This window comes from Rasiella sp. SM2506, assembly GCF_050859505.1.
Lineage (GTDB): Bacteria > Bacteroidota > Bacteroidia > Flavobacteriales > Flavobacteriaceae > Marinirhabdus.
In genome coordinates this window covers 1,151,627-1,169,908 of sequence record NZ_CP193934.1, presented here as the reverse complement: position 1 = coordinate 1,169,908, position 18,282 = coordinate 1,151,627, and the positions used below count along the sequence as shown (strand labels likewise).

The 18,282-nt window shown below is 37.0% G+C and carries 12 protein-coding genes; 6 read left to right on the top strand and 6 right to left on the bottom strand.

Annotated elements, in window-relative coordinates:
* The first annotated feature begins 16 nt into the window (after positions 1-16).
* Positions 17-919, top strand: coding sequence for a FecR family protein (locus ACQ2HF_RS05430; protein ID WP_432412510.1), 903 nt, complete (start codon positions 17-19; stop codon positions 917-919).
* A complete protein-coding gene (locus ACQ2HF_RS05425) occupies positions 919-3,423 on the top strand; it encodes a TonB-dependent receptor (RefSeq protein WP_432412509.1) in 2,505 nt (834 codons plus the stop codon). Before ACQ2HF_RS05430 ends, ACQ2HF_RS05425 begins: the two co-directional genes overlap by 1 nt.
* A gap of 90 nt (positions 3,424-3,513) precedes the next feature.
* Here the strand turns inward: ACQ2HF_RS05425 and ACQ2HF_RS05420 are convergent, their stop codons facing one another.
* The 6 genes from ACQ2HF_RS05420 to ACQ2HF_RS05395 form a co-directional block, all read right to left on the bottom strand.
* Complete coding sequence (locus tag ACQ2HF_RS05420; RefSeq protein WP_432412508.1) at positions 3,514-5,103, bottom strand: T9SS type A sorting domain-containing protein; 1,590 nt, start codon at positions 5,101-5,103, stop codon at positions 3,514-3,516.
* A gap of 110 nt (positions 5,104-5,213) precedes the next feature.
* Positions 5,214-6,305 (bottom strand): hypothetical protein, encoded by a 1,092-nt coding sequence (locus ACQ2HF_RS05415; RefSeq protein ID WP_432412507.1) that lies wholly within the window; start codon positions 6,303-6,305, stop codon positions 5,214-5,216.
* A 3-nt stretch (positions 6,306-6,308) separates the two neighbouring features.
* Entirely contained in the window at positions 6,309-7,382 is a 1,074-nt protein-coding gene (locus ACQ2HF_RS05410) for a T9SS type A sorting domain-containing protein (protein WP_432412506.1), read from the bottom strand.
* Positions 7,383-7,588: 206 nt separating this feature from the next.
* Positions 7,589-10,870, bottom strand: coding sequence for a CHAT domain-containing protein (locus ACQ2HF_RS05405; RefSeq protein ID WP_432412505.1), 3,282 nt, complete (start codon positions 10,868-10,870; stop codon positions 7,589-7,591).
* A 31-nt stretch (positions 10,871-10,901) separates the two neighbouring features.
* Positions 10,902-11,660, bottom strand: coding sequence for a tetratricopeptide repeat protein (locus ACQ2HF_RS05400; RefSeq protein WP_432412504.1), 759 nt, complete (start codon positions 11,658-11,660; stop codon positions 10,902-10,904).
* A 3-nt stretch (positions 11,661-11,663) separates the two neighbouring features.
* Positions 11,664-12,233, bottom strand: coding sequence for an RNA polymerase sigma factor (locus ACQ2HF_RS05395; protein ID WP_432412503.1), 570 nt, complete (start codon positions 12,231-12,233; stop codon positions 11,664-11,666).
* A 730-nt stretch (positions 12,234-12,963) separates the two neighbouring features.
* Between ACQ2HF_RS05395 and ACQ2HF_RS05390 the strand changes: the two genes are divergently transcribed.
* From ACQ2HF_RS05390 to ACQ2HF_RS05375, 4 genes are read left to right on the top strand one after another with little or no spacing between them, the layout of a single operon-like run.
* Positions 12,964-13,872 carry a DUF6607 family protein gene (locus tag ACQ2HF_RS05390; protein WP_432413054.1) on the top strand — a complete coding sequence of 303 codons (909 nt, stop codon included), beginning with the start codon at positions 12,964-12,966 and terminating at the stop codon, positions 13,870-13,872.
* 4 nt (positions 13,873-13,876) lie between these two features.
* Positions 13,877-15,376, top strand: coding sequence for an ankyrin repeat domain-containing protein (locus tag ACQ2HF_RS05385; protein ID WP_432412502.1), 1,500 nt, complete (start codon positions 13,877-13,879; stop codon positions 15,374-15,376).
* Between the two features lies 1 nt (position 15,377).
* Positions 15,378-15,863, top strand: coding sequence for a DUF2271 domain-containing protein (locus ACQ2HF_RS05380; protein WP_432412501.1), 486 nt, complete (start codon positions 15,378-15,380; stop codon positions 15,861-15,863).
* A gap of 44 nt (positions 15,864-15,907) precedes the next feature.
* The gene (locus ACQ2HF_RS05375) at positions 15,908-18,091 is read left to right on the top strand and encodes a PepSY domain-containing protein (RefSeq protein ID WP_432412500.1); all 2,184 of its coding nucleotides are present in this window, start codon (positions 15,908-15,910) and stop codon (positions 18,089-18,091) included.
* Positions 18,092-18,282 lie beyond the last annotated feature (191 nt).

Below are 18,282 nucleotides of genomic sequence, written 5' to 3'. Positions count from 1 at the left end.
AGGTAATACTACAGGTATGGAAAAAGACTACTTACTAAAAAAATGGTTGAACGATGCGTTAACCGAGGAAGAGCAAAGCGCTTTCGATCAACTGGAAGACGCTGCCTTCAACAAAACTATTGTGGACAATGCCCGGCTTTTTAAAGCTTCTCATTTCTCAGCACCTGCATCTTTTGAAAGCTTACAGGAACGACTTTCTGCAGCGCAAACTCCCGTTAAAAAATTGTCTTGGAAACGAACACTGTTACAAATTGCCAGCGTTTTGGTGCTTGGTTTTGCAGTGTATTATGGTTTTTTCTACAACCAACTAACACAAATCCAAACTCTAGCTGCAGAAAATACAACTATTTCTCTACCAGACACCTCTACGGTTATTTTAAATGCTGATTCAGAAATTAGTTACAATAAAAAAAACTGGAAGGATACCCGTGAGCTTCAGTTACAAGGGGAAGCTTTTTTTAAAGTGGCCAAAGGAAAAAAATTCAATGTAAAAACTGCTGAAGGTACGGTTTCGGTTCTGGGAACACAGTTCAATGTAAAACAGCGGGACACGTATTTTGAAGTTATTTGTTATGAAGGAATTGTGCAGGTAACTACTAGCAACACCGTAAAAAAATTAGTAGCGGGAGATACGTTTAGGATGGATGCAGGCGTTCAGTTTAATGGTGCTACGAGCGACGTTGCTCCACAATGGATCGCGAATATGAGTAGTTTTAAATCGGTTAGATTTCATCAGGTCTTAGACGAATTGGAACGCCAATATGCTATTTCCATTACCTACAAAGGCAACAAACAAACCCAGTTTTTTACAGGTGCTTTTGTACACGACGACCTCAAAAATGCGCTACAGGCAATTACCGCCCCACTTGGATTAACCTACAAAATGGAAGGTACAACTCATGTGATACTACAAGACTAGTGAAAGAAACGAGCACATACATATTGTTTGTTATTTTAATTTTATGGAGCGGATTCTGTTTTGCTCAGGAGAAGACTATTCTATTAAAACAGGCCCTTTCAGAATTAGAAACACAACATGGCTATACCTTTAATTATGCTGAAGAAACTATTGAAGATTATACTGTAAAACCCATAAATGCATCTCTTTCTTTTGCAGAAACAATAGCTTCCTTACAACAACAGACCTCACTAACCTTTACATTATTAAGCAATAAGCTTGTTTCAATTTCTACTGAAGAGAACGCAACTATTTGTGGTTACATCAAAGATTCTGAAACACAAGAAACTATCCCTTTTGTGACCATACAAAGCACAAAAAATTCTACGATAACCGATGAGAACGGCTATTTCAGTATTAAAGTTTCGATAAAAAAAGAAACCCTTACGATAAGGCATTTAGGATATAAACCATCTTCCATAGCTGCTGCTGCTTTTGTTTCAAACAATTGTAGAACCTTATTTATTTCGTCTCAACGAGACCAACTAAATGCCGTGTTACTCACCTCTTATTTAGTGCAAGGAATTAGCAAAATGAGTAATGGCGCCCTTCAAGTAGATTTTGACGATTTTACCGCGCTTCCCGGTCTTATAGAAACTGATGTACTACAAACGGTACAAGCGCTTCCTGGCATTCAAAGCACCAATGAAACCGTGTCCAACATTAATATACGTGGCGGAACTAACGATCAAAACCTGGTACTTTGGGACGATATAAAAATGTATCAGACAGGGCATTTTTTCGGGCTCATTTCTGCCTTTAATCCTCAGATTACCCAAAGAGTTACGGTTCAAAAAAACGGAACAAGCGCTTTATTTACAGACGGAGTTTCTGGCAGTATTGCCATGGAAACTGAAGATCAAATAAATAAAAAGTTTACAGGAAGTTTGGGTGCAAACCTTGTGGATGCTAATGTGTTTTTCGATATTCCGTTGGGCAAAACATCCTCGCTACAGCTGGGTGGAAGAAAATCTTTGAGCGACCTCGTAATAACACCAACCTACGATGCTTATTTTACTCGTATTTCTCAGGACACCGAAGTAGAAAACAACATAGGAAATGTGAACAATACAGATAGATCTTTCGATTTTTATGATGTTTCGCTTCGGTGGTTATACGAAATAAGCGAGCGTGACAAACTGCGCGTTAATTTTTTGTACATAGACAATATTCTTGCCTTTAATGAGAACGCAATTATAAATGAAAATCCTACGTCTCGAGAAAGCAGTGTATCTCAAAACAGTTTGGGAGCTGGTTTACTTTGGCAACGTAAATGGAATGAAAACCTTAGTACATCCTTCCAAGTGTACGAATCTGATTATAACTTACGCGCGATAAATGCAAACATTCTAGACGAACAACGTTTTTTGCAAGAGAACAGCGTTTCGGAAACGGGTTTTAAAACTTCAGCCACCATTGCATTGCAAGAAACACAAGCACTTACCTTTGGCTACGAGTTTATTGAAACTAAAGTTACCAACTTAGACGATGTAGACGTACCATTAGTAAGAACCCTAATTGCTGAAGTTGTAAGAACCCAAAGTGGTTTTGGACAATACACGGTACAATCAAACAATAAAAATAGTACGCTCATTGCCGGGTTTCGGTATAATTATTTAGATAAGTTCAAGGAATCTATTTTTGAACCCAGACTTCTGTTTACGCAGAAATTTTTGGAACATTTTAGTATGGAAGTTGCGGGGGAATTTAAGCACCAAATAACCTCTCAGATAGTTAACTTTCAGAATGACTTTTTGGGGATTGAAAAAAGGCGCTGGCAATTGTCTAACAATACCACCATCCCTATTTTAAGGAGCAAGCAAGCTTCCTTGGGGTTCAATTACAGTAAAAAAGGCTGGCTGTTTAGTATCGATGGGTATTATAAATATGTAGACGGCATAACTACGCAAGAACAAGGGTTTCAGAATCAATTTGAATTTATAAAAACCAACGGCAGCTATACGGTTTTAGGAGCAGATATGTTACTTCGAAAAAGACTGAAGGATATTTCTTTTTGGTTAAGTTATTCATTTATGAACAACGAGTATACTTTCGAAAATTTGTCTGCCAATCCTTTTCCCAGTAATTATAATATCCCACATAGCGTGACCTTTGGAACAACCTATGTGTACCGTACTTTAAAACTAACTGCGGGGTTAAATTGGCGCTCTGGTAATCCCACTACAAGCCCTGTGGAAGACGATGAAATCTTAAACGGCGCTATTAATTATGCGTCTCCCAATAGCGAAAGGTTTGAAGAGTATCTTCGAGTAGACACATCGGCATTATATCAGTTCAAAATTGATAATGCTTCCATTGAAGCAGGAGTTTCGGTCTGGAATCTTCTTGACCAAACAAACACCATCAGCACTTTTTTCAGAATAAATACGGAAGGCAACGTAGTAGAAAATACACAAAATTCATTGGGAGTAACGCCCAATGCTTTATTACGGATTACGTTGTAAATTCTTCAAAAAAGCCCAGCTTTCCAGCTGGACTTCTTATTCAGGACCGATTTCGAACCACCTCATAAAACTAGGTTTTAAATGATCCTATTAGTTTTTTATCATTTTTAAAATAGCCGTTTCTCCATTTGTATTTTCAAGATGCACCAAATACATTCCTCTGGAATTTGGCAATGTTACCATTAGGGTTTGAGCATTTTTAAATAGGTGTGTAGCGACAACTTGCCCTAGCATGTTTGTGATGGTTACGGTCATTTCAGCATCGCTTTCGTCTAGATTAATGGTAAAACTTCCATGGGTTGGATTGGGGTAGGCTACTAATTTCGAAGATAAGTTGTAGGTTGAAGAACCAAGAATAGCGTCGGTTGTTTTAAAAACCCAGTAATCATCTAACCCTTCATTATCATCACCTTTATCTCCGGATATATTTGAATCTGAAGAACAATTCATTACAAAACCTCCATCTGCTGTAGGGATAATGTAGGTGCCAGATTCATCTCCGGCGCCTCCTATACTGTTCTGGCTCACAAGATCTCCTGTTGTATTTAATTTTACCAACCAGAAATCATAGCCTCCGTTAGAATCTTCGGTTTTATCGCCCGTGGCATTAGAGTTAGACCAACCAGCAATCATGTAGCTACCATCTGCTAATTGTTTTACATCCCGCGGATAATCTATTCCGCTACCGCCAATGGTATTTTGCCAAGAGATATTTCCTGCGCTGTCCAGCTTTACAATCCAATAGTCAAAATCGCCTTGGGAATCTTCATCCTTATCTCCTGAAATATTAGATTTTGAATAGCCCCCCACCAAATAACCACCCTCTGCCGTTTGAATCATATCCCGAAATGTATCACTTTCACTGCCTCCAATAGTATTTTCCCATTCAATAGCTCCTGTGGCGTCTAATTTTACAATCCAGTAATCATTTTCGCCATGTGAATTTTCAGATTTATCCCCAGAAGCTGGCGATGTTGAAAATCCGCCAATGATATACCCGCCATCTGCCGTTTCGAAAGCTGCCTGGGGTCTGTCCACAAGGCTTCCTCCAATACTGTTTTGCCAAACAATGACACCTGTACTGTCAAGTTTTAATGCCCAATAATCGCGCTGGCCATTTGTAGGATCGGTTTTATCGCCATTTACATCACTATCTGAATATCCTCCTACAAAATAGCCTCCATCGGTTGTTTCCACAATATAGGTATCAAATTCTGGCATGTTTCCGCCATAGGTTTTCTGCCACATAATGGCTCCGGTGCTGTTTAGCTTTAAAATCCAATAATCCAGTCCTCCACGAGAATTTTCGGTTTTGTCGCCTGAAATATTAGAGTCGGATCCTGCGCCAACAATATAGCCACCATCTGCAGTTTGTTTTAAGGAAATAAGGAAGTCGTCTCCACTGCCACCAATCGTGTTTTGCCATGTAATATTGCCTGTTTCGTCAATTTTTACAATCCAAAGATCAGTAGCTCCATGGCTATCTTCCGTTTTGTCTCCAGAAGTGTTGGAAGTGGAGTAGCCCCCTATAATGTAGCCGCCGTCTGTGGTTGCCTCAAAAGCAGTACTAAAATCTGTATCGCTGCCCCCAATAGTATTTTGCCATTGTATGGCGGGATCCTGGGCACTTAGGCTGAAAATGAAGCCGAAAAATGCAACTAGAAAAGTATTTTTTTTCATCTTAATTGAAATTTATGGTTTATTGTAATGCGTTGAAAAAATTATGTGACCTCATCCTCTTGCTGAAATGTATAGCTTATCAAATCTGTTAAGCAACAACAAGAGGTGTCTTAGTGTTTGTAATCATCAATCTTAAATTCTCTCCAGGTTTCCCCATTTAAGTAGTAATTTTTGTTGGGATCATCGTAGGAGTTATTGGTACCTATATATTTATTTTGTGAGTTTACCCAGTACCGGTTGTTATTATGGTCTATCTTGGTTTTTACGCCAGAATCCGGATCTATAATATTTACTTTCCCAAGAATAACATCCGAAACCATTTCATTGCGTCGCGATATGGCATCTTGATTTGCTTCCCATTGTTTTTGCCTTTCAGCCATTCCTCTTTTAAATTCCGCTTGACGTTTTGCGTGGGCTTCTTCGCTTTTTTGAATGGTATATGCCGTTTGCTGGTTCATGGTGTTAATCCATTGTGGGTTTATTTGTTTGTTAAGCATTCCATTTAAATAGTCTTGTTTTGCTTGTTCAAAATAGGCGCTAGGAGCACCAACGGCACCTGCCTGAAAGCCCCAAAGCACATCGTTTTTACCCTGTTCTAATTGATAAAAAAAGACCGTTACCCAACGCGTACCATCTGGGTCTACCCATTCTATTGCAGTAGCGTTAAATTGTGTGGGATTTTGTGCTACTTTGAAAATCATTCCAGAAAAATTTTTATACCCTTCCAACAACTGTGGAATAGGATATTTTTTTACCATCTTTCGGTTTAGCTTTTTCGCTATAGGCATCAAAACTTCATTAATGGTTTCCTCCATATTCATTGGGTATTTTACGTGTACACCCGTTCTTTGATACAGCTCCATCATCAAAGGGTCGTTCGAATACGAATAATACTGCCCTCCTTCGCCATATACTTTAATACCATTGGGACCCGTAAAAGCAAATTCACCAGAATTGTGTTGTTCCCAATTCGCTGGAAACGGAATACGCTCGGTGGCCATTCCGTTTCTTTTATCGGTATTGTAGAAATACTTGAGCTGTGGTATTGTTTCAATTTGTACGTCTTTTTTATCCATGGCAGCTATTGTTTGACTCCCTTCTTCATTTAGGGTGCTATTGCTGTTTTTTTCACCGTCTACACAGGAAACAAAAGCTAATGCTAGAATCCATAGTATTTTGACAACTTGATTATAAAATCCCATTATTTACTTCTTTACAATTTTTAATGTTTTTGAATTTCCTTCAGCAGTACTCACATTTACAAAATACATCCCTGCAGAAGCAGCAATCTCTTGATCGATTATTTTTGTAGAAGCATATGTTGAAGAAGAAATTGTCTGCCCTAGTAAATTTGAAATCTGTATCGTTACATCCGTATACTCTTTCCCTAAATCTATAGTAAAGTTTCCGTTGGTTGGGTTGGGGTATATACTGGTTTCAAATAAATTATTGCTGGTAACACCAAGTGTTTCGGAAGCTAATGCAAAGAGGCTATATTTTCTGGAACTACCATCACCAAGGTCTGTAAGTGCGCCGTTGGTTAAGTTTACTGTATAAAAACGGCTGCGTATGACGCCATCACTATTTTGTAAAACCGCATACATGGTATTATTGCTGTGGTCTATTGAGAAACCCTGACCTACCGGATAAAAACCATTTGGGTTAGAGTTGCCAATCATTGTGGCAACACCCGTGTTGAGGTCTATGGTATAAAAATTACCCGTTACAGCATCTGCACTATAAGCAACACCATTATTGTCTATTTCGAATGCTATGGCATTAGGCATTATGTTTAAAGGACCCACAGGAGTTAATACTCCTGTACTTATATTTAAGGAATATAGCTGAGAACCGTTCGTATTATTGGGATCATGGCTTATTGCATAAAAAGTATCATTGGTCACATTATAAGACAGTTGCGACAAGAACTGTTGCGTACTCACTACTCCGGACACATCTGCTGCATAGTTCACAGCACCCGTAGAAAGGTCTACGGTTCCTAATAAGTACTCTGGATCCTGATACACAAATGTATACAGCGTTCCAGAATTATTAAAATCCCCTCCCAACATCGTAAATGCATTTCCGGTAATTACATTTGGGATTGGATAATACGGACCTGAAAGTGGAATCGTGCCGAACTCTCCTGGGCGGGTAAAAAACTCCATCACATATACATCGCTGGCAGTGATTCTAGAATTGTCTTGAAAGTCCTGTGCAAAAATGTTTAAACCTATGAGGGTAAAACTTACTACAAAGAAGAAGATACTGTTTTTCATGTGTTTCAATTTTAGATTATATCCATACATCGAAACACCTAAAAAATGTCATCACCAGAATTAAAATAGTTTATGTGTTAATGAAAAAGAATCAGGATTAAAAAGAAACAAGATGAATTATGAAAGCTACATGGGGCGCTCTTTTAGTTGAGAAGGCAGCTTTTCAGAAAACCTATTAATATTGAAGAAAAGAAGTTAGTTTTGAATCACAATAAATTGATTCCGAAGTACTGCTTCAAATTATTTTTACGAAGTACAAAAACCATATATAGTAAAAGAATAATGAGTCCTATTCCCAAAACCCACCACCAAATAGAATTACCCGTTTGTAAATCTACAGGACTGGTATCGCCTATTAATACAAGTCCAGCCCAATATTGTGGGGCTGCTGTTCTTCCTTCGGCAGCGGCTAGATAGGCTAATTTTGCTTGCCGGAGTGCTTCATCCTTATCCAACCCCTCAGCAAGATTGTCATAAAAAAACTGTATTATTTTCGTGCTACTTTCTTCATCTATTTGCCATAAACTAGTCAAGATACTTTCGCTTCCTGCATAATTAAACGCGTGTGCCAAAGAGATCATTCCCTCACCGGGTTGATAGGTGGGTTTTCCTGTTTCGCAGGCAGTTAAAATGGCCAAGTTTGAACTTAGATTGGTATTGTATATCTCATACGTATACAGCGAATTGGCGTCATAGCTTTCATTCCCTGAATTTTTTTTCGCAAAAATAAGGCGGGAAAATTCTGGGCTTACATTATTACTCTCGGCGTGTGTACCAATGTGAATAATTTTATGTTCGCCTGCATTGGCTTCAAAAATTTGCTTGGTAGAATTTTCATTTAAAAAAGACTTTCCTTTAAAAATCCTAGAATAATTTTCGGCTAATTCTACACTGTTGGGCTGTGGTAGTAAGGTAAGATAGGCACCATCGTTATGTATAGAATCTGTAACGGAAATGCTATAATCTGTCTTCATTTTAGTTGAAAAACCAGGAGCAAAAGCCACAAAATTTTCAGAAAACATTCTAGGCTTTTTGTCCTCATCTAAAAGCAACAGGCTGAAGTTATACGAAATAGAATATTTTGCCAACAAACTAGTAGTGGCCAGCTCTTTATAGCTCTTTATTCTTGAGGGCGTTAGGGTTTCAAAACTTAAGTTGAACAGTTCGCTATCTGGGATAATAATTACTTTTTTATTGTGAATCTTGGAAATAAGTGGCTCCCAAAGTTGTTGATAGAGTTCATAAAGCAGCGTGCTTTCTTCTTCTATTGAAAATTGAGTAGTGTTTAATAGTTCTATTTTTCCTTTAATTTTTTCAAATTTCAACGGAACGATAGTACTGTTTTCTTTGTCCAAAACAATTCCAAAAAGAGCTCCGTCTATAAATAAATACCGAAGTACGGTAGTGTTTTTGGGAATGAATTTTTGCAGGTTTTGAAGCGAAGCGTCCAAGGGTGCGAATTTCATTTTATAGTATTTTGGATACGCTGTTTTCAGTGAATCCAAAAAGCTATCATACTCGTCCTTTGCAGCCACAAAATCTTCAATGGTGCCAGCAGAGTCTTTTGGGCTCATTCCCAAAATTGCTGCCTTTTTTAATTTCCCCTCCCTTTTAATAATTGCTTTGGGAACTTCCCCAAAACTAATATTATCCTGTAACATCAACTTAGAACGGATGTTGTAATACATGCTTTTTTCGTGAGTTTCAATAACTTTTGTGAGGTATTTTTTAGTGTGGGTTTCAGCGTACAAATCGAGATACAATTGCTTCGTAAAATCATAGAGACCCGAAAAGTTGGCGTACAGCGCATTTACGTTATCACTCTGTGAAACCAATGCTTTTTGACCTTCAAGAACTTTAAAAGCCTCGCCCATCTCATGGAGCATTTTTTTTAGAAATACAGAATCCTTTGTGTTATTTTGTGCGTAAAGCGCTCGTGAGTGTTCCAACAACAACAACGGCTTACGGTAGGTAGCACTTAAGGCATCAAGTTCTGTTTCCTTGTTTTTTGAAAAATTATCCACAAAAAAAAGACCTGCTTCACTCCATTCCAATGATCTGGTGTACTCCTTGACCGTGTAATACACTTTTGCAACATTTAAGTAATGGACAATAAGGTCAATATTATTTTCACCTCCGTTTTCTTTTAAATAATGGAAAGCGTTTAGAGCCGTGGCAATAGCTTCTTCTTTTTTGTTAGTATTTGCCAAAAACATGGCTTTATCTCTGGCAAAACTTAAATACGTGTCGTCTAAGTTATCGCCGAGAGCCTGTTTATATAGCTTTTCGGCTTTTTCATAGGTAGTTTCAGCCAATTGTGTTTTGCCTTTTAAGGCATAGCAGCTTGCCAAACTACTATGTGCTATTGCGCTCCAATACACATCTGCTGCAGGATTGTTCTCGTATAATTGTAAAGCCTCTTCAAAGGATTTTATTGCCTTATCTATTTCCTTTATAGACTCTTGAGATTGTCCAAGTAAAATAAGGGATCTAACAATTTCGGGATCATTAGGTGCATATATTTTATCCCTATTATTATAGACGTACTGTGAAAGTTCTAGCGCGCGATTCACTTTTCCAATATGGTTGTTAAGCGAGCTAAGATTTGAAACCCCTGTTAACAGAAGTCTTTGAGAGCGGTTGATGACATACGTATCTTTTGAATTTTTCACTAAGTACGAACAATCTTTAATCAATTGTTCAAGGGTTTGCATGGCTTCTGTAATATTGCCGCGAGCTTCCGTAACGAGCGCAAGATTTAATTTTGTGCCAGAGGTTGCATATAATTTATAAAGGGAGTCTTTTTTTGTCTGGTTAATATGGTCAATTGCTTTTTCTAAATAATAATGGGCGCTGTCCAGTTTTTGGGAACGCCACATCACGATGCCAATAAAATTATTTACATCGGAAAGTCTAACGTGATTTTTTTCTTTAGAATTAGAAAAATTTTCGAGTGCTTTTTTATTTTGAACATTGCCTTCCACAAAATTTCCTTGGATGTAGTAACAATACCCTGCACCGTAATACACTTCTCCCTTTTCATCATACGTAGCATCTTTCATGTTTAATACAATATCTCTGGCCTCAATGGCAGCATCAAACGATTTTTGGATTTCGCCAAGTTCTTCGTACAAAAAAGACATACCCGTAAGTGCTTTATAATGGGAACGCGGCGAGATACGGGATGCAAGCAGCGCATCTAAAAATGTTTCTGCTTTTGGGATTGCAGTTTTTGTGTTACCCTTCGCATTTTCAATTTTTCCAACGTAATAAGGATATTGATGTAGTGAATCTAATTGGTTCTTTTTTTTAAATATTGAAACCTGAGACTGCAAAGCCGAATCGGCCTTTTTAAATTGATTTTCAACGAGATAAGCGTCTATTAATTTTGTTCCGGCTAGCGTACTATCCTGTCCGAAGCTACTTGGAGAATAAGCTAAAAAGGTAGTGAAGATGATGAGAAAGCTATGTTTATAAAAGTGTCCCATATCTTTTTAGTTACAAAATAATCTGAAGGTTTTATTTGTTGAGATCATTTAATAGTTCTTTATTTCTGGTTGAAGGATACGCTTTCAAAAGTTTTGTTGCTTCCTCAATCTGTCCTAGCTTTATTTTTGCCAAAGCCTTGTAATAGGGTGCATCTTCTTTAAAAATGCCGTTGCTGAATTTTTGTGTAGGCTCTAAATATTCCAGAGATTTTTCAGCATTGCCTTCAGCTAAATAGGCTACACCTAAAAAATAGTCCAGAGTATCATTGTTTTCTTTTTCAGGGAGTAACTTTTTCCATTTAGTAATAGCGACACCATACTCTTTCCGTTTATAATCTACCATGCCTTCGTAAAAAGAATAATCATTTGTAGTGCTCATAACCGTTGGCAATCCTGGGTCTGGTTTAAAATGTTTTGCAAATACTCTTTCTGGTGTATTTAAATCTTTCATAAACCAAAATATCCCAAATGCAATTACAATGGCCGCAGCCATTGAATAAACAAGTGCCATGGTATTGGTTTTTTTAGGTATCTCAATTGTATCTGAATGTTCAGTGTGTACCTTTCTTACTGGGTTCAATTCTTCGTGATATGTATCGAGATCATTTTTCAGCACTGCAGTTTCAATACCAAATAGAAGTTGTTTAACCTCCGCTACTTTTTTGCCTACTGAGGGGTCTTCCTGTATCGCTTTTTCGAAAGTTATTTTCTCATCCGGTGTAAGCTCGTTATTGAGATAGTTTTCAATACGTTCAAATTCTTCCTGCGATATGTCTTCGTTTCTTTTCAAAATTTAATGGGCGTTTGGGGATAGTGCTAGTTCACGTAATTTCTGAATACATCTATATTTTTTATTTCTGGCAGATGCTTCTTCGATAGCGAGTTCTTCAGCGATAGTGCGCAATGATTTTTTACTGAAATAAAACAACTTCAGTAACTCCTTGCAAGCTTCGCCTAACCGATTAAAAGCGTGCATAGTACACTGAAGTTTTTCATCTTTTTCATGTACCTCTTCACTTTCAATTGTTTCAGAAAATGTCTCTTCTATACCTTTATTTGCATAGGATACCGTTTTTTTATACTTGGAGGACTTTAATACATCGAGCCATTTATTTTTCGCAATAGTATATAAATACCCTTGCACGGCCGTTTCGTTTGTAGGAATAAATTTATTTTCTTTTATGTTCTGCCAAACCGCGATAAAAGCTTCTTGATAGATATCCTTTGCCTGGGGCATAGATCCATTGTTTTTAAGAATGTACAATTCTACCTTTTTATAATTATGAAGATACAGTTGTTTTAAAACTACTTGGTTGTTAGTTTTAATGGCATCTACAAGATTGAATTGATTTTCTATGGGCACCTTTTCCGCTATTGTTATGAGTGAAAGGTACTTAATTATTTTATTTCAACAATATTGTTTTTAAACACATAGAGACAAAATAAAAATGTCATCATAAAACCAAAATAATGACAAGAGAAGATACATTTCTGAAAGATTAAAAACTTTAATTTCTTTTAGCCCAAGTGTTTTTAAAATTTCTGTTCATCTGCTGAAGAACCGTAACTACTTGGCAATATCAATTTCAGAAGTAGTTACTATGACTGATGGGGGCCAAAAATAGCAACAATGTATGTGACGAGAGCGAGCATTTTCGTACCTTTTTGTGTGGTGCGTAGTTGTTTTTTAGCCTCAGGATATACTTCAAAGAACTTTTATGTCACTTTATATTCGTAGGAAGATTCGTCTCTTCGTTGCTTCAATATATCCAGTATTTTTTTCTTATAGTAGTATTTTCGGCAACCTTAAAGACACTAATTTCCTTGATTAATTTTAAAGGTAAGGATGAAAGTTGTCTTTCGGTACGTGTAGCTGTGAGGATAACTTCCTATAGTTCATTCACTTTGGCAGTGTCTTTTACTTCTTGTGATGCCGCTTTTGTAAAAGAAATAAAACACAAAAGACTAAAAACCACTATTTTATCCGTAATATCATTTATCATGAATCTTTATAGACGGCAAATATCTAGTTATTCTTATTTAGAATAAATAAAAATAACTATTTTTGCTGAAGAATTTTAAATCCGTAAATGATGAAACCTCCTTTATACACCTTATTGGTACTATTATTTTCAATAAGTGGCATGTCTCAAATTTCAAAAAAGCAAGAAGACCTAGAAGCGATTAAGAAAATGTGTGGCTGTTATGAAGTCACTTTTAACTTTGCAGAAACTTTCAATTACAGTAACGATTCCCTATATAAACCTTCAAAAACAAAAGTGGACAAAGGGTTGGAATGGGCACAATTAGTCACCAATAAAAATGATACAATTCAAATTCAACATTTATTACAAGTAGGCAATCCAGCCGAACCTATGGTTGTAAAGCATTGGCGTCAAGACTGGTTGTTTGAAAACACAGATTTGTACACCTATGACGCAGATACTAAATGGACTTTTAAAAAAGTACCTGCTTCTGAAGTTAAGGGACAATGGACGCAAAAAGTATATCAGGTAGATGACAGTCCTCGGTATGAAGGCACTGCCTCTTGGGTTCACGTTGATGGGAAAAGCTATTGGGAAAACACGGCATCCGCACCTTTGGCAAGACGTGAATACACAACCCGTAGTGATTATAATGTGTTGATGCGTGGCAACCGTCAGGAAATTACAGACTATGGTTGGCTGCACGACCAGGATAATTCAAAAATTATTCGTGAACCAGGCAAAGATGATGTGCTTTTGGCAAAAGAAAAGGGATATAACACCTATAAAAAAGTGGCCGACAGTACATGTGCTGTCGCTGCTCAATGGTGGAAAGACAATGAAAAAAAATGGGCCTTGGTTCGCACCAAGTGGGATGAAGTATATAAACGCAACAAAGACCTTGTCCTTGAAGAAAAAGTGGATAATAAACCACTTTATAAGTTCCTGTTCGAAGAAGAAGGCTATAAAGAAGAAGCCGAAATAGATGGAATTATCGAATCTTTTATAAAGAAATAAAAATATGAATTCAATAAAAAAAATAGTACTGCTTGCTATCCTCTTTATGAATATAGTGGCAGTTGCTCAAGAAAATAATGTTTTACTTGAACGTTCCTTTTGGAAGGGAAATCCCAATTTGGAGACCGTAAAGAAAAAAGTAACCGAAGGTAATGATGCTACGATTTTTAATTCCAATGCATTTGACGCGACTGTTTATGCGCTACTTGAAAAAGCAAATAAGGATGTGGTAGAATACCTTTTGTCCTTGGAAGGTAATTCCGTAGATAAGAAAACACACGACAGCCGTATTTATTTGCATTGGGCTGCCTATGCTGGAAATATAGAAATAGTCGAATATTTATTGGATAAAGGTTCATCAATAACCGAATTAGACAGCCACGGCAATACACCGCTTACCTTTGCTGCCAATGGTGGCCAAAAAGACAAAGCTTTATATGATGCTTTTGAAAAACACGGTGTCAAACTTACAGATGAAAAAAATGAAAATGGTGCAAACCTACTTTTACTGATTGCATCCTCATTATCTAATGAAGAAGAATTAAAATACTTTACAAGCAAAGGTTTTGACATCCATGGTAAAGACAATAATGGTGATGGTATTTTTAATTATGCCACGAAAAAAGGAAATATAGATTTTCTGAAATTGCTTACTAAAAAGGGCGTGGATTACAAATCCTTAAACAAAGAAGGCGGCAATGCTTTCCTGTTTGCCGCACAAGGTGGTCGTGACTATAGCAATCCGTTTGCGGTGTATGAATATCTGAAAAGTCTCGGTCTTGAGCCCAATATAGTAACCAAAGAGGGCTATACACCATTACATCGATTGGCATATAGCAACACCGACGCCACTATTTTTAAACTTTTCCTAACTGCTGGTGCAGATGTAAACCAGAAAGATAGCGATGGTAATACGCCATTTCTTAATGCCGCTTCACGTAATGAATTGGTCATGATAAAACTACTTTCCAAAAACGTAAAAAATTTCAATGCTACCAACAATAATGGCCAGTCGGCTATGATGCTCGCAATGCAAAACAACACCCCAGAGGTAGTTAATTTTTTAATGGAAAAAGGTGGTAACGCTTTTGCAAAAGATGCCAAAGGAAATACAATCGCTTATTATGTAGTAGCATCTTACGATAGTAGAAATGCTGCTGATTTTGACGCTAAATTAAAGTTAGTTCAAGAGAAAGGAGTTAAAATGAATACCACCCAAGCTGAAGGCAACACACTTTTTCATTTTGCTGCCAAAGACACTAATTTAGAATTATTGAAACGTCTTTCAAATTTCGATATGGATATGAATGCAAAAAATGAAGAAGGTCTTACCCCCTTGCACATCGCAGCAATGAAATCTGAAAATGACGAGATAATGAAATACCTAATCTCAATAGGTGCTGACACTAAAATTAAAACTGATTTTGAAGAAACAGTCTATGATTTGGCAAGCGAAAACGAACTCTTACAAAAACAAAGTATCTCATTAAATTTTTTAAAGTAATATGAAGAATCTATTTAAAATCATTCCTGCCATCGCATTGGCAGGCCTTTTACTCACTGCATTTACAACTACCAATTCTAAAGCTGTAAAATGTCTTATCCAAATGACTAACTATACTGGCGAAGGTGCTTATGTAGTGGTTTCATTATTGAATCAAGAGGGCAACTATGAAGAGACTCTTTATGTGCAAGGCAAGGACAGCGAGTGGTATAGCGAAATTCCCGAATGGTGGAAATTCTACGGAAAATACCGTCCTGATATTGATGCTATTTCTGGCGCAACTATTAGTGGTGGCGAGCGTACCGTAACCGTTTTACAAATACCTGAAGATAAGATTGACAAAGGGTATAGCTTACGTTTTGAAACTTCGGTAGAAGACCAAGAATATTATGTTGATGATATCCAGTTTGAGCTAACTGCAGAAAACCTCAAAGCTAAAAAAGAAGGGAAAGGGTTTATTCGTTACATAAGAATGCTTCCGCAGTAAAAACATAAAATGAAGTATCGATTTATAAAAAGCTACGCTCTCTTATGACCCTTTCCATCTGGCGATATAGTCATTTTGTTCTTGCGCTTGCCTCCTCTTTGTTTTTGCTTATTGCCTCGGTTACGGGAGTGATTTTAGCAGTCGAGCCTATTTCTCATCAAGCCAAAGGCTTTGCAGTACAAGCAGTGGATGAAGTGTCATTGGCTACAACAGTTGATGCTTTAAAGTCTACTTATGACGAAGTTTTTTCGCTGGAAGTAGAATTATCTGGTTTTGTAAAAGCATCTGTACTTACTACAGATATGGAAACGCTCGATATCTACATCGATGCAAAGACAGGTAAACAATTAGGAAAAGTCCAAGAGCGCCCATTTATTTACAGTTTTGCAACCAATCTACATCGTTCCTTATTTCTGAAAAGTATCGGGCGGTTTTTTGTAGGCCTGATTTCATTATTATTGCTACTCATTACAATTACAGGATTATTGCTTTTAGCCAAAAGACAGGGCGGATTTAAACGCTTGTTCTCAAAAGTACATAAGGATTATTTTGAATTACGGTACCACGTTATTTTAAGCAGATGGTTCTTTATTCCTATCGTCATACTCGCATTTACAGGCGTATATCTTTCTGCCGAAAAATTTGAGTTACTTCCAGATACTTCAATAGCACATCAGGAAAGTATAATTTCAAATGAAATACAAAATGTTGAAAGTATTGCCGACATTCCTTTTTTCAGGCAAACTACGCTCGACCAGATCCGAAAAGTTGACTTTCCGTTTTCTGATGACCCAGAAGAATATTTTCAGATTGCACTGAAGCATAAAGAAATTAGGGTTCATCAGGAGTCGGGACAGATTATAAGTAGTGTTGAATATCCATTTTTACAATTGGCTTCCCGTGTAAGCTGGTTATTGCATACAGGCGAAGGAAATGTATTGTGGTCTATCGTATTACTACTCGCAAGTGCATCAATTCTATTTTTTATGTATTCGGGTTTTGCAATGACTTTGAAGCGTAGAAAAAATGTATCCACAACTACAGAAATGCCAGATAAGGACGCATGCGAATTTGTGCTTTTAGTAGGTTCAGAAACGGGAACAAGTTTCGATTTTGCAAGAAGATTATATAATGCATTAAGTGAGATTGGAAAGAAAGTGTACGTGACAGAGTTAAATAACTATGCCGTTTTCGCGAAAGCGAAACACATTATTATACTTACATCAACCTATGGCGAAGGTGAACCACCAACCAATGCCCGGAATTTTAAAGCTATTTTTCCAACTATCGAGCAACCGAATGAAATTAGATATGCAGTGGTTGGGTTCGGCTCTTTGGAGTATGCAGATTTTTGCAAGTTTTCTATACAAGTAGATGCACTTTTGCAAACACACCAGAATTTTCAACCCGTGCTTCCGCTTTATAAAATCAACAATGCAGATGTGGCAGATTTTAATAATTGGGTAAAGCAATTCAGCGAACGATTAAACATTTCAATTGCCGTTGAAAAACCGAAAACTAAGAAACTAAAATATAAAAAAGTCTTTTTTAAGGTAGTTGAACGCACCGAATTAAATGTGGATGACACCTTTTTAATAAGACTTAAAGCCAAACGAAAAGTGAAATTTGTGTCTGGCGATTTGTTATCTATTTTTCCCGAAGGAACTGATGTTGCTCGTCAATATTCCATCGCTCGAATAAGAAACGAGATTTTATTAAGTGTAAAGAAACACCCGTTTGGTAAAGGTTCTTCTTATTTGTATACGCTAAAAGAAGACGATGCTATAGAAGTTGCCATTCATACAAATACCCATTTCCACCTTCCTAAGAAAACACCTTCTGCAGTTTTAATTGCAAATGGAACAGGAATCGCACCATTTTTGGGAATGATGGCAGAAAATCACAATACAGAGATTCATTTATTTTGGGGTGGAAAAAAAGTCTCTTCATCGTGTATGTACGATGAGATTATAACACAAAATCAGAATACTAATCTCTACAAAAGTTATTCAAGAGAAGGAAATAAACAGTACGTTCAGGAATTGATAGTACAGCAAAAAGAGGTTGTTTTCAAAACGATTAAGGAAGGCGGGATCATAATGATTTGTGGTTCGTTAGCCATGCAACACGACATTCTCGATATGCTTGAAAAATTGCTTGCTGAGAATTCAACGATTGGCCTGGATGAACTTCAACACAACGGGCAGTTGAAGATGGATTGTTATTAAAAAAATACAAAATGCTGTGCCCAAAAAATAAAAAAGCTCCAACATTTCTTTTGAAACCTTTCGTACTCAAGACGGAAATCGAATGGCTTAGAATTGAATTCTAGAAATCACACATGGCAGAACAAGCTCTTTTTTGATAAAGGTGTAACATACAACGATAATTGAGACCTATAGTTTTATTACATTCAGAC